This window comes from Alphaproteobacteria bacterium LSUCC0684, from assembly GCA_041228335.1.
In the GTDB taxonomy this organism is placed as follows: domain Bacteria; phylum Pseudomonadota; class Alphaproteobacteria; order Puniceispirillales; family UBA1172.
On sequence record CP166130.1, the window covers coordinates 2,136,926 to 2,158,391 of the forward strand.

Annotated in this window: 24 protein-coding genes, 1 tRNA gene and 1 other RNA gene; 14 read left to right on the forward strand and 12 right to left on the reverse strand. The window is 57.9% G+C overall.

Annotation, left to right across the window (positions count from 1 at the left end; genetic code table 11):
* Positions 1 to 8 precede the first annotated feature (8 nt).
* Together AB8880_10230 and AB8880_10235 are read left to right on the forward strand one after the other, a co-directional pair.
* On the forward strand, positions 9 to 398 hold the full coding sequence (locus AB8880_10230) for a Rap1a/Tai family immunity protein (GenBank protein ID XDZ65295.1): 390 nt from the start codon (positions 9 to 11) through the stop codon (positions 396 to 398).
* Between the two features lie 34 nt (positions 399 to 432).
* Positions 433 to 1,506, forward strand: coding sequence for a tartrate dehydrogenase (locus AB8880_10235; GenBank protein ID XDZ65296.1), 1,074 nt, complete (start codon positions 433 to 435; stop codon positions 1,504 to 1,506).
* Between the two features lie 107 nt (positions 1,507 to 1,613).
* Here AB8880_10235 and AB8880_10240 read toward each other — a convergent pair whose 3' ends face one another.
* Positions 1,614 to 2,876: a uracil-xanthine permease family protein gene (locus AB8880_10240; GenBank protein XDZ65297.1), complete on the reverse strand. Its 1,263-nt coding sequence runs from the start codon at positions 2,874 to 2,876 to the stop codon at positions 1,614 to 1,616.
* 386 nt (positions 2,877 to 3,262) lie between these two features.
* Positions 3,263 to 3,339: transfer RNA gene (locus tag AB8880_10245), tRNA-Arg, on the reverse strand.
* 176 nt (positions 3,340 to 3,515) lie between these two features.
* Between AB8880_10245 and gpt the strand changes: the two genes are divergently transcribed.
* The gene (gene gpt, locus AB8880_10250) at positions 3,516 to 4,007 is read left to right on the forward strand and encodes a xanthine phosphoribosyltransferase (protein ID XDZ65298.1); all 492 of its coding nucleotides are present in this window, start codon (positions 3,516 to 3,518) and stop codon (positions 4,005 to 4,007) included.
* A gap of 27 nt (positions 4,008 to 4,034) precedes the next feature.
* Here gpt and AB8880_10255 read toward each other — a convergent pair whose 3' ends face one another.
* Complete coding sequence (locus AB8880_10255) at positions 4,035 to 5,417, reverse strand: sensor histidine kinase (protein XDZ65299.1); 1,383 nt, start codon at positions 5,415 to 5,417, stop codon at positions 4,035 to 4,037.
* A 228-nt stretch (positions 5,418 to 5,645) separates the two neighbouring features.
* On the opposite strand from AB8880_10255, the gene rpmH reads away from it, so the two are divergent.
* The 10 genes from rpmH (at position 5,646) to AB8880_10305 (ending at position 13,195) form a co-directional block, all read left to right on the forward strand.
* Positions 5,646 to 5,780, forward strand: coding sequence for a 50S ribosomal protein L34 (rpmH, locus tag AB8880_10260; GenBank protein ID XDZ65300.1), 135 nt, complete (start codon positions 5,646 to 5,648; stop codon positions 5,778 to 5,780).
* A gap of 12 nt (positions 5,781 to 5,792) precedes the next feature.
* Positions 5,793 to 6,137, forward strand: a complete 345-nt coding sequence (rnpA, locus tag AB8880_10265; protein ID XDZ65301.1) for a ribonuclease P protein component — start codon at positions 5,793 to 5,795, stop codon at positions 6,135 to 6,137.
* A complete protein-coding gene (gene yidD / locus AB8880_10270; protein ID XDZ65302.1) occupies positions 6,137 to 6,451 on the forward strand; it encodes a membrane protein insertion efficiency factor YidD in 315 nt (104 codons plus the stop codon). Before rnpA ends, yidD begins: the two co-directional genes overlap by 1 nt.
* A 38-nt stretch (positions 6,452 to 6,489) precedes the next feature.
* Positions 6,490 to 8,193 carry a membrane protein insertase YidC gene (yidC, locus tag AB8880_10275; protein XDZ65303.1) on the forward strand — a complete coding sequence of 568 codons (1,704 nt, stop codon included), beginning with the start codon at positions 6,490 to 6,492 and terminating at the stop codon, positions 8,191 to 8,193.
* A 4-nt stretch (positions 8,194 to 8,197) separates the two neighbouring features.
* On the forward strand, positions 8,198 to 8,848 hold the full coding sequence (yihA, locus tag AB8880_10280; protein XDZ65304.1) for a ribosome biogenesis GTP-binding protein YihA/YsxC: 651 nt from the start codon (positions 8,198 to 8,200) through the stop codon (positions 8,846 to 8,848).
* Between the two features lie 81 nt (positions 8,849 to 8,929).
* Positions 8,930 to 9,841: an acetylglutamate kinase gene (gene argB / locus AB8880_10285; GenBank protein XDZ65305.1), complete on the forward strand. Its 912-nt coding sequence runs from the start codon at positions 8,930 to 8,932 to the stop codon at positions 9,839 to 9,841.
* Between the two features lie 33 nt (positions 9,842 to 9,874).
* The gene (locus tag AB8880_10290; protein ID XDZ65306.1) at positions 9,875 to 10,546 is read left to right on the forward strand and encodes a pyrimidine 5'-nucleotidase; all 672 of its coding nucleotides are present in this window, start codon (positions 9,875 to 9,877) and stop codon (positions 10,544 to 10,546) included.
* 33 nt (positions 10,547 to 10,579) lie between these two features.
* Positions 10,580 to 11,437, forward strand: a complete 858-nt coding sequence (gene dapD / locus AB8880_10295; protein XDZ65307.1) for a 2,3,4,5-tetrahydropyridine-2,6-dicarboxylate N-succinyltransferase — start codon at positions 10,580 to 10,582, stop codon at positions 11,435 to 11,437.
* 7 nt (positions 11,438 to 11,444) lie between these two features.
* Entirely contained in the window at positions 11,445 to 12,605 is a 1,161-nt protein-coding gene (dapE, locus tag AB8880_10300; protein ID XDZ65308.1) for a succinyl-diaminopimelate desuccinylase, read from the forward strand.
* A gap of 5 nt (positions 12,606 to 12,610) precedes the next feature.
* Positions 12,611 to 13,195, forward strand: a complete 585-nt coding sequence (locus tag AB8880_10305) for a hypothetical protein (protein XDZ65309.1) — start codon at positions 12,611 to 12,613, stop codon at positions 13,193 to 13,195.
* Here AB8880_10305 and truA read toward each other — a convergent pair.
* Genes truA through def form a run of 3 tightly spaced genes read right to left on the reverse strand, consistent with a single transcriptional unit; the run spans position 13,188 to position 15,437 of the window.
* Entirely contained in the window at positions 13,188 to 13,949 is a 762-nt protein-coding gene (gene truA / locus AB8880_10310; GenBank protein XDZ65310.1) for a tRNA pseudouridine(38-40) synthase TruA, read from the reverse strand. The two genes, AB8880_10305 and truA, sit on opposite strands and share 8 nt — an antisense overlap.
* Positions 13,949 to 14,917, reverse strand: coding sequence for a methionyl-tRNA formyltransferase (gene fmt / locus AB8880_10315; protein XDZ65311.1), 969 nt, complete (start codon positions 14,915 to 14,917; stop codon positions 13,949 to 13,951). The genes truA and fmt overlap by 1 nt, the downstream gene beginning before the upstream one ends.
* A 7-nt stretch (positions 14,918 to 14,924) precedes the next feature.
* On the reverse strand, positions 14,925 to 15,437 hold the full coding sequence (gene def / locus AB8880_10320) for a peptide deformylase (GenBank protein ID XDZ65312.1): 513 nt from the start codon (positions 15,435 to 15,437) through the stop codon (positions 14,925 to 14,927).
* A 101-nt stretch (positions 15,438 to 15,538) separates the two neighbouring features.
* Between def and AB8880_10325 the strand changes: the two genes are divergently transcribed.
* Positions 15,539 to 16,600: a DNA recombination protein RmuC gene (locus AB8880_10325; GenBank protein ID XDZ65313.1), complete on the forward strand. Its 1,062-nt coding sequence runs from the start codon at positions 15,539 to 15,541 to the stop codon at positions 16,598 to 16,600.
* A 34-nt stretch (positions 16,601 to 16,634) separates the two neighbouring features.
* Here AB8880_10325 and recR read toward each other — a convergent pair whose 3' ends face one another.
* The 6 genes from recR to AB8880_10355 form a co-directional block, all read right to left on the reverse strand.
* On the reverse strand, positions 16,635 to 17,240 hold the full coding sequence (gene recR / locus AB8880_10330) for a recombination mediator RecR (GenBank protein XDZ65314.1): 606 nt from the start codon (positions 17,238 to 17,240) through the stop codon (positions 16,635 to 16,637).
* A 15-nt stretch (positions 17,241 to 17,255) separates the two neighbouring features.
* Positions 17,256 to 17,588 (reverse strand): YbaB/EbfC family nucleoid-associated protein, encoded by a 333-nt coding sequence (locus AB8880_10335; GenBank protein ID XDZ65315.1) that lies wholly within the window; start codon positions 17,586 to 17,588, stop codon positions 17,256 to 17,258.
* Positions 17,581 to 19,431, reverse strand: coding sequence for a DNA polymerase III subunit gamma/tau (locus AB8880_10340; GenBank protein XDZ65316.1), 1,851 nt, complete (start codon positions 19,429 to 19,431; stop codon positions 17,581 to 17,583). The genes AB8880_10335 and AB8880_10340 overlap by 8 nt, the downstream gene beginning before the upstream one ends.
* A 71-nt stretch (positions 19,432 to 19,502) precedes the next feature.
* Positions 19,503 to 19,598: signal recognition particle sRNA small type (ffs, locus tag AB8880_10345), an RNA gene on the reverse strand.
* Positions 19,599 to 19,651: 53 nt separating this feature from the next.
* Complete coding sequence (locus tag AB8880_10350) at positions 19,652 to 20,518, reverse strand: prephenate dehydratase (GenBank protein XDZ65317.1); 867 nt, start codon at positions 20,516 to 20,518, stop codon at positions 19,652 to 19,654.
* Positions 20,518 to 21,372: a 3-deoxy-manno-octulosonate cytidylyltransferase gene (locus tag AB8880_10355; protein ID XDZ65318.1), complete on the reverse strand. Its 855-nt coding sequence runs from the start codon at positions 21,370 to 21,372 to the stop codon at positions 20,518 to 20,520. The genes AB8880_10350 and AB8880_10355 overlap by 1 nt, the downstream gene beginning before the upstream one ends.
* Positions 21,373 to 21,466 lie beyond the last annotated feature (94 nt).

Sequence of the window (21,466 nt, forward strand, 5' to 3'; positions counted from 1 at the left end):
AGAACCCCATGACACCTCTGCTCAACAGGCTGTTCCGGCAGCGTTTCAGGGCCGCTTTCGGGTTTGTGTTTCTCCTTTCGGTTCTCGCCCTGCCCGCCCGGGCGGATTTCATCAACGGCAGGCAGTTGAGCCTCTATTGCACCTCACAGAACCCGTCGGATGATGCGATCTGCATTGTCTATATCACCGGCGCGGTGGATGCCTTCACCACCATGGATCTCATCGCCCAGAAGACACAAGGCGAGACGAGAAAGCTCTGCCTTCCCGATGGCATCCAGCCCGATCAGCTTCGCGCCACCACCCTTGACTGGCTGGAGCGTCCCGACACCGATCTTGATTTTGCCGCAACCCTGCTGGTGCTTGGGGCTATGCAGGACGCCTATGGCTGTGATAGGTAGAACCTCTGTTCTTACCTGACCTTGAGTGAATGAAATGACCCGATACACGATTGCGGCCATCCCGGCGGATGGCATCGGCCCGGAAGTTATCGACGCCGGGCTTGAAGTGCTGGACGCCCTTGCCGGGCGGATGGAGGGGCTCGAATTTGCGGTAACGCGGTTTGACTGGGGGTCATTGTATTATCACCGCAACGGCCGGATGATGCCCGAAGACGGCCTTGATCAGATCAAGGATTTTGACGCCATTTATTTTGGCGCCGTCGGCGCCCCGGATGTGCCGGATCACATCACCCTCTGGGGGCTGAGACTGCCGATCTGCCAGGGATTTGATCAATACGCCAATGTCCGGCCGACCCGCATCATCCCCGGCATCACCTCACCTTTGCGAAATGTCGGCCCGGGCGATCTTGACTGGGTGATCGTGCGCGAGAATTCCGAAGGCGAATACGCCGGCTGTGGCGGGCGCGTCCATCGCGGCTACCCTGAAGAAGTCGGCACCGAAGTTGCCGTCTTCACCCGGGCCGGCGTCACCCGTATCATGCGATACGCGTTCAGGCTGGCCCAGTCGCGCCCGAGGAAGCTTCTCTGCGTCGTGACCAAATCCAACGCCCAGCGTCATGGCATGGTGATGTGGGATGAAATTGCCGCCGAGGTTGCGGCTGAATTTCCGGATGTCACCTGGGACAAGATGCTGGTCGACGCCATGACCGTCCGCATGACGCTTCATCCCGAAAGCCTCGACACCATCGTTGCCACCAATCTTCACGCTGATATTCTCTCCGATCTCGCCGGCGCGCTTTCCGGCAGTATTGGCGTCGCCCCGACGGCGAATATCGACCCGGAAGGCCGTTTCCCGTCAATGTTTGAACCCATCCATGGCTCTGCCTTCGATATCACCGGCAAGGGGATTGCCAATCCGGTGGCAAGTTTCTGGACCGCCGCCCAGATGCTGGATCATCTCGGGGAGTCGGAAGCCGCCGCAAGGCTGATGGATGCGGTGGAAAAGGTCTCTGCTACCGGTATCCTCACCCCTGACGTGGGCGGCACGGCGACCACGAAAGAGGTGACCCGGGCCGTGATCGAAGCCATCCGCACCGCCAATCTCTGAAGGCCTGTCTCGCTGTCTCCCCGGCGCAACTCCGGCCGAACCCCCGAAATGAAAACGGGCCCCGAGGATCCCGGAGCCCGCGTGCTTGGATCGATGGGATGAAAAATCTAGTCTTCGGATGCCTCCGGCAGAACAAGATTGAGGATGATCCCGAGCACCCCGGCAAGACCGATGCCGGCAAGCGCAAACTCACCCCCCAGCGGCACCGAAAGCCCGCCGATACCCGCCACCAGAATGATCGCCATGATGGAAATGTTCCGCGGGTTGTTCATATCCGTGGCTGCCTTGACGATCACCGAAATCCCGACCGTGGTGATCAGGCCGAACATCAGGATCATGATCCCGCCCATGACCGGCATCGGAATGGAGCTGAGCAGGCCGCCCAGCTTACCGACAAAGGCAAGGAGGATGGCAAAAATCGCCGCCCAGGTCATGATACCGGGGTTATACGCCCGGGTCAGGGTGACGGCACCGGTCACTTCGGAATAGGTGGTGTTCGGTGGCCCGCCGAGCAGGCTGGCCGCGCTGGTGGCAAGACCGTCGCCCATCATCGTCTTGTGGATGCCGGGGGAGGTCATATAATCCTTTTTGGTGACCCCGCTGATCGCCATGATATCCCCGAAATGTTCAATCGCAGGGGCGATGGCCACCGGCACGATGAAGATGATCGCCGCCCACTGGAATTCGGGCAGGGTGAAGGATGGAATGGCAAACCAGGCCGCGGAACTGACGGCACCGAAATTGACGAAACTGACCCCCGCCATCGAACCGATGATGAGGCTTGCAACATAACCCGTGACGATACCGACAATGATCGGGACGATACGCATCATGCCCCGGCCCATCACCGCCGTCAGCAGGGTGGCGGCAAGGGTGATCGCGGCGATCAGCAGCGACGATGACTTCGGAAAGATCTGGTCCGAGCCGGCAACGCCGGTTGCCATGGACACCGCCACCGGCGCGAGCGACAGGCCGATCACCATGATCACGGGCCCGACCACGATCGCCGGGAAGGTGCGATGCAGCCACCCCACCCCGAAAACCCGGATGGCAAGGCTGATCACCACATAGAGCAATCCGGCACAGGCCAGCCCGCCCATGGTTGCCGGCAGGCCCCATGTCTGCACGCCGTAGATGATCGGCGCGATAAAGGCAAAGGACGACGCCAGAAAGACCGGCACCTGCCCGCGGGTGACAAACTGAAAGATCAGCGTGCCAAGCCCTGCCGTGAACAGCGCCACGTTCGGATCAAGCCCGGTCAGGATGGGAACAAGAACCAGCGCACCGAAGGCGACGAACAGCATCTGCGCCCCGACGACCGCCTGCTCCGAAGAAAAGGAATATTCGGTATTATGAATAGATGAGGACATATTCTCCCCCCCTTCTTTTTCAGGATTGCAGCTTGTCGCTGCAATCAGTTATGCCCAGGCGATTTCGATGGGTAGAAAAGCCTGAACCCTGTTTGTTGCGATACTATCCCGCCAGTGCCCCGCACCGGCCTTAAGGCATCAGTGCAACAATGCGGCAGAATAACACAATATGGTGGCTATAAAAAGCGGGGACACAATTTATGGTATGAATTGGGGATTACAGGTAAAATGGAAATCTCACACCCTAAGAAAAGAGCTATCATCCCCCGTAAGAGGAAGGCCGAAAACAAAAAGGAGAAGGTCAACGGCGATCCAGCCGATGCTTTTCTGCCAATGAAAACAGCACTCAAGCCAGTAGGAAAAGGATAAAGGTTTTGCTGAGGAAATGGCGCGCTCGAGAAGATTCGAACTCCTGACCCCCAGATTCGTAGTCTGGTGCTCTATCCAGCTGAGCTACGAGCGCGTTGAGACCCTATTAGAGTCTTTTCCTGCAAAACGCAAGCCCCTCATTGCCGAAGATTACGGCGGTGATGCGCCCGTTCCGCCCCATTTTCGCCTCCCGCACGTGATCTCGTGACAGCATCACCGGAATTCGATAAAGTGCTCGGGTAAATCTTTTAAAAAGCCGGAGTTGCCATCATGAGCCAGAGAGATGTCCAGAAATCCTTTCCCGTATCCTGGGAAGAATTGCATCGAACCTCGAAGGCCCTGGCCTGGCGACTGCTTGATCTCGGGCCTTTTGAGGGCATCATCGCCGTCACCCGGGGCGGGCTGGTGCCGGCGGCCATCGTCGCGCGTGAGCTTGAAGTCCGGATGATCGAAACCGCCTGCATCGCCTCCTATGATGGCAACAGGCAGGGATCGCTCAACATTCTCAAACCCGCGCCCCAGGCTGGCGATGGGGAAGGCTGGCTGATTGTCGATGATCTCGTGGATACAGGCGAGACGGCAAAAACCCTGCGCAACATGCTGCCCAAGGCTCATTTTGCCACCGCCTATGCCAAACCGGCAGGGCGGCCGCTGGTGGACACCTTCGTCACCGAGGTCAGCCAGGATACCTGGATTTTCTTCCCCTGGGACATGGAACCTCAGCCGATCATCCCCATCGTGGGCCAGCAGCCACGGGGGTGAAATCCGCCCTCCCCGGGTTTTCTGCCTTCACCCTGCCTTGTCCTTGAGCACCATGGCAGGGAGCTGAATACGGAAGACACTGCCTTTATCCCCCGTACTGTTGAGCCGCATATCACCGCCATGGCTGACGGCGATATCCCGGGCAATCGAAAGGCCGAGACCGGTCCTGCCCCGCGCTCCCCCCTGAAAGGGGGTAAAAAGTTTCCGGCGGATGGCTGAACTGATCCCGGGCCCGTCATCGGCAACATCGATCAACACATGCTTTCCCGCCGGCCGTGCCGTCACCGTGACCTTGCTGGCACCAGCATTATGGGCATTGCCGGCAAGATTGCTCATCAGGCGGAAAAACTGCTTTTCATCGAGCCACATGCTGGCCGGACCGGAATACTCAACGGAGATCCCGATAATCTTCTGGACTTCCGCCAACATGCTGTCCATGCGTGTCGAAGATGGATTGAGCGGAGCCTGCGGCTTCAGATATTCAAGCGTCTGGTTGCAGAGCATGACCGCACGCTCGATGGAGCTGATCATCAGCGGCGCCGCTTCCCTGACATCCTCATCTTCGCTGGCGGTGAGCGTATCGCTCAGCAGCATGGAAGACGCCAGCACGTTGCGCATGTCATGATTGATCTTGGCCACCGCCCCGCCGACCGATGCCAGTTTGTCGCGCTGGATCAGCTCTTTGCGTGTTTCCTGCTGGAGCAGGCGCAACGCATATTGCGCCTCGCCTAGAATTGAACTGTCCTCGTTCGGATTCTGCCCTTTCTTCGGGGTGTAGAGGTTGCGCGAAAACGACGTCATGTCATCAATGAGCTGGCCGAGCGGAGCGACAATCTGCCGCCGCACCACCAGCGCAAACGGCAGGCCGATGCCAAATGAGATCAACAGCAGTATCCCTATGCCCCCCAGGTAAAACATATTCATGCTTTCCGTCATGAAATTTGCCGGAAATATCGCCAGAATTTCCTCAATCCCCCCCAGGCGTCCATGGAGATGATCATGGACAAGATCAGCCGAGTTAATCCGGAAATAGGCAGGTCCATCTTCAACCCCGAGCGACGCCGCAAGAGCCTTGCCGATTTGCGTAACGAGGCCACTGTCCCATTGTTGCGGCTCCATGGCCCGGACGGCCTCGACCACCCGCGCATCGCCGGACCAGTTCGAGGCCGCGCCATCAACGACCGCCGCCACGCCAAACCCCGCCGGAACAGGCACCGTGAGGTTGTCATGATGATTTTCAAGATTATGCTCGGCCAGATAGAAAAGCTCTTCGATATGAGCTTCCATTACCTGTCCATGATATATGCCTGAGAGAAAAACGATCACCACCAGGCCAAAAAAGAAAACAAGGCCGGTCACCGCCGACAGAAGCCGCAAGGATAAAATGCTGGACCCGGATCTGTGTTGCATCAATTTTGCATTCCAATAGTTTTGAACCTATCCTTTTGTATAATATAAAAGTTAAAATTAGATTAATTAAAAGGAAATTAACTCAATTAGCACGACCACCTATCCTAAAGGATAGGCAGGTGTGCGGAAGAAGACCTCTTGCCGTCTTTGAGATTGACTAGAGCTTAAGTCTTTATTATACAGACCCCTCCAATCATTCATTCGTGACCGAAATCAGGAGTTGCTGTCATGAAACGGACATTCCAGCCCAGCAATCTGGTGCGCAAGCGCCGTCATGGATTCCGCGCCCGCATGGCCACTGTTGGTGGTCGCCGTGTACTTCAGGCACGCCGTGCCAAGGGTCGCAAGCGCCTTTCCGCCTGAGGGCTTCCGGTGATGCCGGGGGTCAGCATTCTCAAATCCAGACGCGATTTTGTCTCCGCCGCCAAGGTTGGAGACAAATTTGTTTCAGCCTCCCTTGTTCTTCAGGTTCGCAAAAGGCCTGATCAGGCTGGCCCGCGGGTCGGGTTTACGGCAACGAGAAAGATCGGCGGCGCGGTTCAGCGCAACCGCGCAAAACGGCGGTTGCGGGCGCTGGCCCGGGATTGCCTTCTGCCGCGTGCCGACCCGTCTTGTGACTATGTTCTGATTGCGCGGCACAATACCGGCCAGATACCCTGGCAGCGCCTTGAGGCGGATTGCCTTCATCTCCTCTCACGACACGGGCGGAAATCGATCTGATGGCAATGCGTGGTGCCATATCCGCCGTTGCTGGCGGGATGCGCCGGGCCGGGCTTGGCCTCGTGCTGCTCCCGATCCATTTCTATCGGCTCTTCATTTCCCCGCTGACCGGGGCGAATTGCCGGTATGAGCCAAGTTGTTCACGCTATGCCATTGACGCAATTCAATTGCATGGCGCGCTCAAAGGTGGTTATTTAACAGCCAGGCGCCTGGCGCGTTGCCACCCTTTCGGGGGATCAGGCTATGATCCGGTGCCCGACGGTGTTTCAGGGACGTGTCAGCACGCCCCCGAAAGACGCAGAAACAATGAGTAGGGTTATCGCCAACGCTCAAATTTGAGGAGTGAGTTTCCATGAATTCCGACAACCGGAATCTGATCGCCGCAATTGCCATATCCATGCTGATTCTGGTGGTGTATCAGATCTATTTCATGCCAGAACCGGCCCAACAGGACGCATTTCCCGGGCAGACGGTGGAAAGCCTGCCTGCCGCCACCGGGGAGCAAATCGTAATTTCCCGAAACGAACCCATTTCTGCTGTGATCTCCGCGCCGCGGGTGCCGATCGAAACCCCTCTTCTCGGCGGCACGGTCTCCCGGGCGGGCGGACGGCTTGATGATCTCAGACTTCTGAATTACGGCCTCAACGCCGCCGGGGATGAAAACCGGGTACCGCTGCTCCGCGCAACCGGGGATCCTGACAGTTATTTTGCTGAAATCCTCTTCCTTGATCCGGCCGGCAACCGGCTGGTGGACAAGAACACCACCTGGACCGCCGATACCTCAAGCCTCTCGCCGGCAAGCCCTGTTACCCTCAGCCATGAGGGGGAAGACGGCATGAGCTACCGGCTCATCTATACCGTTGATGACGGCTATATGATCACCATCCGCGCCGAAGTCACCAATGGCAGCGGCAGCAGCGTTGATCTGCGCCAGTTCGCCCGCATCCGCCGCAACCTGCCCAGCCTTTCGGATTTCTTCATTTCCTATGAAGGGCCGATCGGTGTCTTCGCCGAAGATGAGAAGACCGAAGTCCATTACGACGATATTGGCGATATCGGCATCGCGGGCCAGACATACCAGAGCCAGGGGGTCAACGGCTGGATCGGGGTTACCGACAAATACTGGCTGACGGCCCTCATCCCGGCTGAACAGGATGGAGTGACCTTCGGCTTCCGGCGACCCGGCGGCGAAGGCGCGCCTGCCCAGGTTGATCTCAGCACCGCGACAACACGGCTTGAGCCGGGCGCAACGCTCAGCCGTGAATTCCATCTCTTTGCCGGCCCGAAAAAGATCAATGTTCTGCTTGGCTATAACGACAAACTCTCGATTGAGCGTCTTGATCACGCCATTGACTGGGGCTGGTTTCCTTTCCTGACCAAGCCGTTCTTCCATGCCCTCAACTGGTTGTTCGGGATGTTGGGGAATTTCGGTCTTGCCATCCTTGCTCTCACCGTGGTGGTGAAACTGGCTTTCTTCCCGCTTGCCAACCGGTCGTATAAATCCATGGCCAAGATGCGTGAACTGTCGCCAAAGATTCAGGAGTTGCGGGAAAGGTTTTCCGATGATCGCCAGCGCCAGCAGCAGGAGATGATGAAACTCTATCGGGATGAGAAGATCAACCCGGCCGCAGGATGTCTGCCGGTGCTCTTGCAGATCCCCGTCTTCTTTGCCCTCTACAAGGTGCTGTTCGTCACCATTGAGATGCGGCACGCCCCGTTTTACGGCTGGGTGGCTGATCTCTCCGCCAAGGACCCGACCTCGATCATCAATCTCTTCGGGCTTCTGCCCTTCAGCACGGGTGGCCTGCCTGATTTCATCAATCTGGGCGTCTGGCCTCTTCTGATGGGGATCACGATGTTTGTGCAGATGTCGCTCAACCCGCCGCCACCTGATCCGGTTCAGGCCAAGATCTTCAAGTTCATGCCGCTGATGTTCACCTTCCTGCTTGCGACATTCCCGGCAGGTCTTGTGATTTACTGGACCTGGAACAACCTTTTGTCCATCATTCAGCAATGGGCGATCATGCGGTCGGTAAAGGCGGAAAAGGCTCGTTGACGACATGGCGGCCTCCGGCGATCCGGATCAGGATATCCTGATCGAGCAAGGGCGGAAACTGTTTGCCGGAACCTGCACCTTTACTGCAGGCGCCACCACGATCGCCCAGCTGCCGCCCATGAATTTGCCCGAAGTGGCCTTTGCCGGCCGCTCGAATGTGGGAAAATCCTCGTTGCTCAATGCCCTGACCGGGCAGAAGGCGCTGGCGCGGACGTCCCAGACACCGGGGCGCACCCGGCAGCTCAATTTCTTTGATCTTGGCGGCAGGATCAGTCTTGTTGATCTGCCGGGCTACGGCTATGCCAAGGCATCCAAGACCGATATCCGGGCCTGGACCGGGCTGACCCTTGCTTTCCTCAAGGGCAGGGCATCGCTCCGGCGGGTCATGCTACTGATAGACAGCCGCCGCGGCATCGGCGAGGCCGACCTTGAAATCATGAAGATTTTTGATGACGCCGCCATTTCCTGGGCGGTGGTGCTGACCAAACTTGACAAGCTGAAAGCGACCGAGGCGCGCGAAGTTGAAAAACGAACCAGCGATGAGGCGGCCCGTCATGTTGCCGCCTGGCCAGGTGTCTTTGCCACGTCATCGGAAAAAGGGCTTGGCATCCCTCTCTTGCGCGCCCATATCACCGAACTTGCAAATCCGGATTAAAGACTTTCAGCAGTGCATTGCCTTGCCAGACTTGCAAAATTCGGGCAAAACCTGACCTGATATCGCAGAGGATATGAAATCATGAAAACCACCGGCGCCACCGCCCCCGATATTCGCCATGAATGGCTTGCCAAGGCCGAAGTTCTCACCGAAGCCCTGCCCTTCATGCGCCGATATTCCGGCCATCGGCTTGTGGTCAAATTCGGCGGTCATGCCATGGGTGAGCAGGAAGCGATCCGCAGTTTCGCGCAAGACATGGTGCTCCTGCATCAGGTCGGTGCCTGCCCGCTGGTTGTCCATGGCGGCGGCCCGCAGATCGGCGCCATGCTGGAGAAGCTCGATATCCCTTCGGCTTTTGTCAACGGCCTGCGCGTCACCGATGCGGAGACCATCTCGGTGGTGGAAATGGTGCTGAGCGGGGGTATCAATAAATCCCTTGCCTCGGCGATCACCCAGGCCGGCTGCCCGGCCGTCGGCATATCCGGCAAGGATGGCGGGTTGATCAGAGCACGCAAACTCGGGGTGAAGACCGGCGACAGCAATATCGAAAATCATGTCGATCTCGGCTTCGTGGGCGAACCGCACGAGATCCGCACGTTGGTGATTGATGCACTGATCGGCGCCGGCATGATTCCGGTCATCGCCCCTGTCGCGGCCGGTGAGGACAACACCACCTATAATATCAATGCCGATACCGCTGCCGGTGCGATCGCCGCCGCCATGGGGGCAACGCGTCTGCTCATGCTCACCGATGTTCCCGGCGTCATGGACAAGGATGGCCATGTGATCCAGCAGTTGTCGATCACCCAGGCCGAGGCCATGATCGCCGACGGCACCATCAGCGGCGGCATGATCCCCAAGGTGCGCACCTGCATTGATGCGGTGACGGGTGGATGTGAAGGCGCGGTCATTCTCGATGGACGTGAAACTCATGCCGTGCTGGTGGAACTCTTCACCGAACACGGTCTCGGCACGATCATTACCGGTGGGTAATCCCTTGACCGAACTGCTCGCGGTGGCATCACGATGATATATTCCGAACGCCCCTTTGCCGCTGACCGATATACTGGCTGGATCTTTGATCTCGACAACACGATCTATCCGGCGGCCTCAGGCCTGTTCCAGCAGGTTTCCGATCGGATGACGCTCTTTATCCAGAATCTTTTTGATCTTGATCGAAATGCCGCCCATGCCCGCCAGAAAGATCTCTTTCGCCGCTACGGCACCACGGCCTCCGGGTTGATGAAGGAATACGGCATGGATCCCGCCGAATTCATGGCCTTTGTTCACGATATTGATCTTTCCGAACTGGCCTATGATCCTGAACTGGATGAGCGGATCGGCGCCCTGCCCGGACGCAAGGTGATCTTCACCAACGGAACAACCCGCCATGCCACGCGCATTCTTGATGCCTATGGCATTCGCCATCATTTCGATTATATCTATGACATTATCGAATCGCAGCACCGCCCCAAGCCGGACCCGGCCATATATCGGGAAATGCTCCTCCGGACTGGCATCGACCCTGAAGCCGCTGTCATGATCGAGGATATGGCCGTCAATCTCAAACCTGCCGCCGAAATGGGCATCACCACGGTGTTGCTGAAACATGATCTTGAGAATACCAAAGATGAGCTTGGGACAGCATACATTGATTTTATCGCCCATGACCTTAAAACCTTCTTAAGGCAGGTTTAACCGGGCAACCCCAGATAACGAACGGAGAGATGCATGAGCACTGATCTTGAAAAAACCATCGACGACGCCTGGGACAACCGGGACAGCGTAACCCTGGAGACTCGCGGCGCTGTTCGTGAGGCCGTTGAAGAGGCGCTCGAAATGCTCGATAGCGGCAAGGCCCGGGTGGCTGAGCAACGCGGCCAGGGCGACTGGGTTGTCAACCAGTGGCTCAAGAAAGCGGTTCTTCTGTCTTTCCGGCTCAATGACATGGTGGTGATCCCGGGCGGGCCGGACTATCCCGGTGTCGGGGCTTCCACCTGGTGGGATAAAGTGCCGTCGAAATTCTCCGGCTGGGATGCCGAACGTTTCCGCAATGCGGGCTTTCGTGCCGTGCCCGGATGCGTGGTGCGTAAATCTGCCTATGTTGCCCCAGGCGTGGTGATCATGCCGGGATTTATCAACCTCGGCGCCTATGTCGATAGCGGAACCATGGTTGATACCTGGGCCACCGTCGGCTCCTGCGCCCAGATCGGCCGCAATGTTCATCTTTCCGGCGGGGCCGGGATCGGCGGCGTGCTTGAACCGCTTCAGGCCGGGCCGGTCATCATCGAAGATGACTGTTTCATCGGCGCACGTTCCGAAGTGGTCGAAGGCGTGGTGGTGGAACAGGGCGCTGTTCTTTCCATGGGTGTTTTCATCGGCGCATCAACCAAGATCATCGATCGGCACACCGGTGAGGTTCACATCGGCCGCGTGCCCGCCTATTCCGTTGTCGTGCCAGGATCAATGCCTGGCAAACCTCTGCCTGATGGCACGCCCGGACCTAATCTCTCTTGCGCCGTCATCATCAAGAAGGTGGATGAAAAGACCAGATCCAAAACCTCGATCAATGATCTGCTGAGGGACTGATCCCCACATGACGACGCTCGCCCTTGAACATGAACTGACCCGTGATCTGATCCGCTGTCCATCCGTGACGCCCGCGGAAGGCGGCGCCCTTGACCTGATCGAAACCTTTCTCGAGGCTCGCGGCTTTACCTGCCATCGGCTTGTCTTTGGTGAAGGAGACAAGGAGGTGCAGAACCTCTTCGCCATCCGCGGGGAAAGCGGACCTCATTTTGGTTTTGCCGGCCATACCGATGTTGTCCCTCCGGGGGCAACCGAAGACTGGACCCATGATCCTTTCTCGGGCGCCATCAGCGACGGGATGATCCATGGCCGCGGGGCGGCGGACATGAAAGGCGCGGTTGGCGCGTTTCTTGCCGCGGTGGCTGAACATCTTGAAAACAAGGCCCATGAAACCGGAAGAATTAGCCTGCTGATCACCGGGGATGAAGAAGGCGATGCCATCAACGGCACCAACCCGGTGCTGAAATGGATGCATGAACAAGGGCTGATGGCCGATGTCTTTCTCGTTGGTGAGCCCACCAATCCCAATGAGATCGGTGACATGATCAAGCATGGACGCCGCGGGTCTCTCTCAGGCACACTTGAAGTCGAAGGAAAGCAGGGGCATGTCGCCTATCCCCATCTTGCGGAAAACCCCCTGCCCCGGTTGATGCGGATGCTGGCGCCCCTGGCGGAAGAAGCCATCGATGACGGCAACGCGCATTTTGGCCCGAGCACTGCCGCGATCACCAGTATCGACACCGGCAATCCGGTCCGGAATGTAATCCCCCAGAAAGCCGTTGCCATGTTCAATATCCGCTACAGTTCCGATCACAGCGCCGAAAGCCTGAAAGCCTGGCTGACCCGGCACTTTGACGAGGTTGGCGGCACATATTCCATATCCTGGCATGAATCCGCCGCGCCATTTATCACCAACCCCGGAAAACTGACCGATATCGTGACGCGTGCGGTAGCACATATCACCGGCCGCAACCCGGAGCTTTCCACCTCCGGCGGCACATCGGATGCCCGCTTCATCGCCGCCTATGCCGATGTGGTGGAATTCGGCCTTGTCGGCCAGACCATGCACCAGATCAACGAGCATACCTCCATGTCCGACGTGACACTTCTGAAAAGAATCTACGCTGATGTGCTGGATCGTTTCTTCACCAAAGAAAAGGGAAAGTGATTGGCATGATACCCGCACCTCCCGGCTTTGGCTCCATCATTACCGGCATGACCTATGGTCTTAATCTGGCCCTGCGCCGTATTGATCCGGCAAATACAGGCGCGATCAGCCAGACGCCCGGGGCAATCTGGGATGCCCTCTGGTTCCGGTTTCTTGTCACCCTGCTTAATGGTGCGCTGATCCTTGGGCTTGGCAATGTCTCTGCGATCGTGCTGCTAGGCCTGCTTGCCCTTGTTGATGCTCTCTCTTTTCCGGTGATCAGTCAGGTAGTTATCGCGCGCCTTGGGCTGATGCCGCGCTTTGTGCCCTTCATCCTGTCGCTGACCTGGGTCGGCAATCTTCGCATCGTCGTCCTGATGACCGTCATGCTTGCCTTCGGGCCGATAAGTGCTGTGGGCATGGGTCCCGGCAATATCATTCTTCTGGCCGTGGCGCTTTGGCTGATCTGGGCAACCTGGTCGGCCGCAACGCTCAGCCTCGGGCGAAGTGGCTGGCTTGGTGCTGCCATGGTAGTTCTGATGATGGCGGTGGAGATGATCAACGGCATGCTGATCGTCACTTTCATCCACCCCATGCTTGGTGTCAGCTGACCGTATCGGCCTCCGGGTAATCCACCCTTGAAAGATAGAGCCCTTCAGGAGGTGCCGTGGGCCCTGCCGCTGATCTGTCGCGGGACGCAAGAGCTGTTGCGACATCATCAGGATGCCATTTGCCTTTGCCGACCAGCACCAGTGTACCGGTGATATTGCGGATCTGGTGATGAAGAAACGACCTCGCCTCGGCGACGATGGCAACCTCCTCGCCTTCCTGATGGATGCTGAGCACGTCAAGTGTCCGCACCGGCGACTGGGCCTGGCACTGGGCCGCCCGGAAAGAGGTGAAATCATGCCGGCCCGTCAGGTGCGCCGCCGCCTGCTGCATCGCAGCAATATCCAGATCAGCCGCCACATGCCAGACTCGGCCGCGCTCAAGGGCCGATGCCACGCGCCGCGTCAGGATACGGTACCGGTATGCCCGCCCGATAGCATCGAAACGGGCATGGAAATCCGGGCTGACTTCACGGGCCGAAAGGACTCGGACCTCATCCGGAAGATGTGCATTTAGCGCGAGCGGCAATTTGAAAGGATCAAACGGGTCCGGCAGATCAAGATGCGCTGCCTGCCCGGTTGCGTGAACACCGGCATCGGTGCGTCCGGCGCCCTGCACCGCCACCGCCTGCCTGCCGCCGATAATGGCGCCCGCGGCATTTTCCAGCGCTGCCTGAACCGATGGCCCGTTATCCTGCCGCTGCCAGCCGACAAAGCCTGTGCCATCATATTCAACACGAACAAGGTAGCGTGGCATCAGCCCTGCTCCGTCGGCACGATCACGCCGGGAAGTGAATTCCCGTTGAGAAAGGCCTGCCCATCCATCGGCGGTTTGCCCTGGGGTTGAACACGGACAAGCTCGATCGCGCCATCAGCTGTCGCCACAAGCGGCCCGCCCGTCTCCCCTCTGCCCAGCACCTTGCCGGGAGCAGTCCTGTGTCCGGCGCCGCTCTCAGCCCGGATCTTGCCAGCAAGTACCTTGAGCCGACGCGACCGGCCATCTCCCTCTGCACCACAGGAAAACCACGCCCCGGGATATGGCGCAAATGCCCGGATACGACGCTCGATCACATCACCAGGCTGGGTGAAGTCGATTTCCGCTTCGGCAGGCGTGATCTTCCCGGCCCAGGTGACCCCGGATATATCCTGCGCCTCGGGCGTGATTTCATCGAAATGCTCAAGCGTTTCAGCCAGCGCTTCAGCCGTCATGTCTGCCAGCCTGTCATGAAGGCGGCCCGTGGTATCATCGGGACGAATAGGTGTTCTTCGTTTTAGCAGCATCGGCCCGGCATCAAGATCTTCCTCCATCAGCATGGTGGTGATGCCGGTTTCACCGTCCCCTGCCTCGATAGCGCGGTGGATGGGTGCCGCCCCCCGCCAGCGTGGCAACAGCGACGCATGACCATTGATTGCCGCCCGGCTGGCCGCCTTGAGCACGGGGGCTGGCAGAATAATCCCATACGCCACCACCATCAGGAATTCCGGGCTGATTTGACGCAATTCTTCCAGCGCCTCGGCATCAAACCTCAACGGCGTGTGAACCTTGAGCCCCAGCTCTTCTGCGTGCGCATGAACCGGCGAGGGACGGACCGCCATGCCCCGTCCGCGTTTCCGTGGCGGCTGGCTGTAAACCGCTTTCACGTCATGCAGCCTTGCGCAAATATCAAGCGATGGCACGGCAAAATCCGGGCTGCCCATAAAGACAATGGTTCGACGTCTTGCCATGTGCTACTTATGTCCCTTGCCGGGCTTCCTTTGCCATTTTACGTAAAATCATGTCACGCTTGATCCGAGAGAGGTAATCGACAAAAAGAACACCATCAAGATGGTCAATTTCATGCTGGATGCAGACCGCGAGCAACCCTTCGGTCGTGAGCTCCTTTAAAGCCCCGTTTTCGTCAAGATACCTGACCGAAACTGCACGTTTTCGCGTAACTTCTCCGCGATGCCCGGGAATGGAAAGGCAGCCTTCCTCCATCGTTTCGGTATCTTCCGATGTCCAGATGATCTCAGGATTGGCCATCTTCAGTGGTTGCGGCTCTTCTTCATCCTCGCTGCAATCCATGACGATCACCCGGCAGGAAAGGCCGATCTGCGGCGCCGCAAGCCCGATCCCTGCCGCGTCATGCATCGTCTCCAGCATGTCATCCATCAGCTGCCGGATTGCATCATCGACGGCGGCAACAGGTTCCGCCTTATGGCGCAGCACCGGATCAGGAACAAGAACAATAGGTCGGATCGCCATCTGAGATGCCTTTCATGCAATTGGAGATCAAATCTCTTGTCAATGGGGTAGAAGAAGCGCCAGACTAGGTCAAGTCCTGAGACGTTGTCGAGCTGGAGAAGATGGACAATCTGATACTTATTTTGCTGGCACTGATGCTGATCATGGCGATTGTTATCGCTGTTATGGTTTTGCGCCGCCAGCGTAATGAACCCTCCGGCATGGAGGTTGGCGAGATCAAGGGCCAGCTGGAACAACTCTCGCAGATGACCAGTTTGCTCCAGGCACAGGTGACAACCCAATTGCAGAATCAGGAACGCAGCCTTAACGAAACCTTGCGCAAACAGGCCGAGACCACGGGCCAGAAACTTGGCGATCTGCAATCCCGGCTGGCGGTGATCGACAAGGCGCATGCTTCCCTTACCGAACTATCCGCCCAGACCACACGGCTTGAAAATGTCCTGTCCAACAAGCAGGCCCGCGGCGCCTATGGGGAGATGCAGCTTGAAAACCTTGTCCGGCAGGTTCTGCCTCCGAATGCCTATAAATTTCAGGCCAAACTGGCCAACGGCTCCAGACCAGACTGCCTCCTGCTTTTGCCGAATCCGCCCGGTCCCATCGTTATTGACGCCAAATTTCCGCTTGAAGCCTGGTATGAACTCGGGGAGGCGGAAGATGACATAGCCAAACTTGCGGCACGAAAGAAACTGGCCGCCGCCCTCGCCACCCATGTGGAGGCGATTGCCGGCAAGTACATCATCACCGGAGAGACCGCCGAAAGCGCCATGCTCTTCCTGCCTTCCGAGGCTGTTTACGCGGAATTTCACACCCATCACCCCAAAGTGCTGGAGGACAGTTTCAAAAAACGTGTCTACCTGACGTCACCGACAACACTGATGGCTACCCTGAATACCGTCCGCGCCATTCTGAGAGATGTAAAAATGCGCGAACAGGCCACCGTCATTCAGGCGGAAGTTGCCCGTCTGCTGGAAGACATCACGCGCCTGGACAAGCGGGTTGGCAATCTCAGCCAGCATTTCGCCCTGGCCCAGAAAGATATCAGTGAAATAACCACTTCCACCCGCAAGATCACCCAGCGCAGCGAAGCCATAGAACGTATCGAGGTTGAGGAAAACTCGCCATCCTCGCCAACGCCGGAAGATCCGCCAAGGCTGATCGACTGATCTTCAGCCCGGGTTTGGCTTGCGCGAATCGAAACTAAATGACGAGTGTCTGCCGCGCCTTCATGGCCTGGGCAAGCGTGCCATCATCAAGATAGTCAAGCTCCCCACCCACCGGCACACCATGGGCAAGCCTGGTGACATTGACCTGACTGGACTGGAGCTTTTCCGCAATGTAATGGGCCGTGGTCTGCCCGTCCACGGTGGCGGAGGTTGCAAGAATCACTTCATTGACTTCCGGATGGCCAGCCTTTTCCACGAGATACGGGATACGCAAGGTATCCGGTCCGATCCCGTCAATGGCGTTCATCACCCCGCCAAGCACATGGTAAAGGCCGGTATAGATGGCCGCTCGCTCCATGGCCCAGAGATCTGCCAGATCTTCAACCACACAGATCCGGCTTTTATCACGGCTTGTGTTGCGGCAGATCCGGCAAAGATCATGGGTGTCGTAATTGCCGCATTCGATACAGGCACGGATGCTTCGCCCAACCTGATCAAGCTCCGATGCCAGCGGCAGCATCAACTGATCACGATTGCGCAGCATGTGAAGAACCGCCCGCCGGGCAGACCGGGGGCCAAGCCCCGGCAGTCTCGCCATACGCCGGATGAGATTCTCAAGGGGACTGTCTGAACTGGCCATCAATCTGCCCCTGTATCAGAACGGCAGGTCAAGACCGGGCGGCAGAGGCAATCCTCCCGTCAGCGCTTTCAGTTTTTCTTCTCTCGCCTGATCTGCCCGGGCTTTGGCATCATTGACCGCAAGCTGGATCAGATCCTCAAGCATGGCGACATCTTCTGTGGTCTCAAGCCCGATGATATCCGGGCTCAGGCTGACGTTATGGACAATTCCGCGACCATCGGTCTCAACCGTGACCGCACCGCCACCAGCCTCGCCACGAAAGCGCATCTCCGCCAGCTCTTCCTTCATCCGGGCGATGGATTGCTGCACTTCCTTTGCTTTCTGCATCATGCCGGCAAGATTACGCATGATTGATTTCCCCTTTCTCCTCAAAACCGTCCTCTTCCTCCGGAGGTGGTGCTTCCAATGGATTAGCAACAGGCCTGATCTCCGCAACACTGGCTCCGGGGAACGTGGTCAGGGTAGCGGCAACAAGTGGATGTTCCGATACGGCGGCAATATCCTGCGCTTTCTTTTTCTGATCCTGCTCGTCAATCGTCGGGCCGCCCTTCTCGCTGCTGATCGAAACGATCCAGCGTAGCCCCGTCCATTCCAGCAACTGGGTCGCGATCTGCCTTGGCACCGCGGGATCAATATCGGCATCGGTTGAAAATTCAAACTGGCCCGGCTCAAACCTGACGCAGCGAAGACGTGTTCTGATCGTTGCGGCGAGAAGTAACTCACCTTGGGATTCAAAGTGATTGGCCATCGCCCGCATGTTTTCAGGTGGCGGCATACTGCCTGATGCTGGCGCTTCAGGTTGACCCGCATCATGACCTGTTTGTTGAGCCAACTCGTCGCGGGCTTCGGGTTCCACTTCCCGTGCCGGTTCTTCGAGTCGGGATGCCGAAATAACAGGAACTTCCGGTTCTGCCGCAAGCAGAGGTCCCGAAACAGGGGCAAGCGATACAGGAGACGTGGCAGGTGTTGAAGGGGCGGCGGCTGGTGCCGCTGCACTCGTGGAGATTGAATTCTCGATTTTCTGCACGAGGTCAGCCGGGCTCGGCATATTTGCAGCATAGGCAAGCCGGATCAGCACCATGTCCGCAGCGGCTTTCGGATCTGGCGCAAGCGCAAGCTCACCATGGCCTTTGAGCGTGATCTGCCAGGCCCTGACCAGCCGTGCAATACCGCAGGTATCGGCAATACGGGCAAGGGTTTCCTGTTCCATCTGTGGCAGATCCGCAGCCTCGCCCCCGGCCGCCAATCGGCAAGCAAGATGGAGAAGATCCAGCATGTCTCTCAAGACCATTTGCGGCTCTGCCCCGCGCCCCACCGCCTGGGCAAGGCTTTCCATCGCAGCCGGCGCCTGACCGGACAGCACCTCTTCGGTGATCGCAAGCGCGTCCTGCCTTCCTGCCTGACCAAGCAGGGTTGCAACCGCCTCGTCAGTGATCTGATCTGCCGTCAAGGCCGCTGCCTGATCAAGCATGGAAAGCGCATCACGCACAGAACCCTCGGCGGCGCGCGCTATCCGGATCAGCGACATCTCGTCAGCCTTTATCCTCTCCTGCTCACAGATATGTTGCAGATGCGTTACCATGCGATCCACCGGCACCCGTCGCAGATCAAATCGCTGGCACCGTGACAGAACAGTGACCGGCACCTTCCTGATCTCGGTTGTGGCAAAAATGAATTTCACTGCCTCCGGCGGCTCTTCAAGCGTTTTCAGAAGTGCGTTAAACGCGCTCTTGGACAGCATGTGAACTTCATCAATGATATAGATCTTGAACCGCGCAGAAAGAGGCCTGTATCCAACCCCCTCTATAATCTCGCGCACATCATCCACGCCTGTATTGCTGGCGGCGTCCATTTCGATCACATCGACATGGCGACCCTCAGCAATCCCGGTGCAAGAAGAGCAAACTCCGCAAGGGCTGAGCGTCGGTCCACCCTGCCCATCCTCACCGGTGCAGTTCAGCCCCCGGGCGATAATCCGGGCGGTGGTTGTCTTGCCGATACCGCGCAAGCCGGTCAGCACGAAAGCGTGGGCAAGCCGGCCCATCTTAAGGGCGTTTGACAATGTCGTAACGAGGCTTTCCTGGCCGATCAGCTCATCGAATGTCGAAGGGCGATATTTACGGGCAAGGACACGGTAGGCCATGTCAGGGACAGGCTTGCCAAGTTGTTCCGGGTCCGTGGGAGAGACCATCCACCGCTCCTGATCTGCCTTGCTGCGTCCCCCGAAATTGCCAGGGGGGGTGAAGCCCCCAATCAGCGAAGGGGCGGAAGACTGGACGACCCGACCTGACCCAAGCCCTGGCTGCTGCCTCTCGGCCCTGACCGGTTAGACAAGGCGGCCGTCCACCCAGCCTTCCTTCTTTCTGTATGGGATAATCCGGCGAAAAGAGCAAGCCCGGATCACGGTAACCCTATCGGTTGCTGCCGTTTCTGCCTCTATCAGCAGGATAGGTGCCAAGAATACGGATTGAGCCGGGATTGGTGAAAAACTCAAGTTCTTCAATGGCAAACCGGAAAGCATCGCTGTTCTGATGGACTTCGGCATCAATATAGAACTGCGCTGCCGTAAACTGCCCTCCCACCATATAGCTTTCCAGCTTGGTCAGGTTGATCCCATTGGTGGCAAAACCCCCAAGCGCCTTGTAAAGCGCCGCCGGTACAGACCTGAGGCTGAAGATCATGGTGGTGATAACCGGCCCGTTATCAAGGGGCGGTTCTATCGGTTCCCGGGCCATGATCAGCATTCTTGTGGTGTTATGATCCTGATCTTCGGCATTTTCCTTGAGGATATCAAGACCATAGATTTCCGCCGCAAGACGTGACGCAATAGCACCAATACCCGTATCCCCAAGCGCGGCAATGTCCGCCGCCGCACCAGCGGTATCCGGATGCATGATCGGAGTGAGATTAAGTTCACGCAAGGTCTCCCGGCATTGTGCCAATCCCTGGGCATGGCTGTGTACCTCACGAAGCCCATTCAGCGTCGCCCCCTTGACGCCAAGCAGGTGATGATTAACCCGCTGAAAATGTTCGCCGATGATATAGAGACCTGAAGATGGCAGCAGATGGTGGATATCCGCCACCCTGCCAGCCACCGAATTTTCCACCGGCACCATGGCATAGCGTGCCTGCCCGGCAGAGACCGCGGCCAGCATGTCTTCAAATGATGCATTGGAAAGGGCCTGCATGTCTGGAAAACATTGCTGGCAGGCCAGATGCGAATACGCCCCGGGTTGACCCTGGTAAGCGATGATGGTGTCAGGGTTTGTGCTGGTCATTACGATAGTTCCTCTGCTGCCCCTGACATCGAATTCATGCGGGCGCGTGCCTTTTCAAGATCTTCGGGAGTATCAATACCTCCCGGCGCGCTGTCAACAACAAGGGCAGAGATACGCATACCATCTTCAAGTGCCCTCAACTGTTCAAGCTTCTCTGCCATTTCCAGGGGTGATGGCGGCAGGGAAACAAACCGCCGCAGTGCCGAGCGCCGCCAGGCATAGATTCCAACATGATGCCAGATCGGGGCAAGAGATCTTGCCCCGGCATCAACAGCCTCCCCGCCATAGGGAATCGGATGACGGCTGAAATAGAGAACCCGGCCAATCGACCCCGGGCTGGTGACGCCATCCGAAAAGGCAATGGCGGCCTTCACCACCTGCGCAAGACCGACTTCCTCTGGACAGGCCGGTGCCACAGGTGTTGCGATATCGACGCCTTCATCTTCGAGCGCTGCCACCAGCATGGGCAGAATCCCGGCGTCAATTTCAGGCAGGTCCCCTTGCAGGTTAATGATAAATTCAATCTTCCCTTCAGGATCGATTGTATTAAGGGCTTCTTCAACCCTGTCCGATCCCGACGGGTGATCTGGCCGGGTCAGCACCGCTTCGCCGCCATGTTCTGTTACCACATCGGCAATCGCCTGGTCATCACAGGCCACAATGACACGACTTTGAGCATCAGTGCCAAACCCTGCCTCCCAGGCGCGGCGCATCACCTGAACAATCATCGGTGCATCACCGATCATGGCAAGGGGTTTCCCGGGCAGGCGGGTAGATGCCATACGTGCCGGGATCACAACGACCGTTCGCGCCGAACTTGCTGAAATCGGTTCATGGGGGACATTTGGTCGCATGCAGGCACCCGTGCTGGTCAAAGGGGGTGGAATTGAACGTAATCTGGAGTATATTCCACTTCGTCAAGACTTGTGAAGATAGCGTATTTCACGG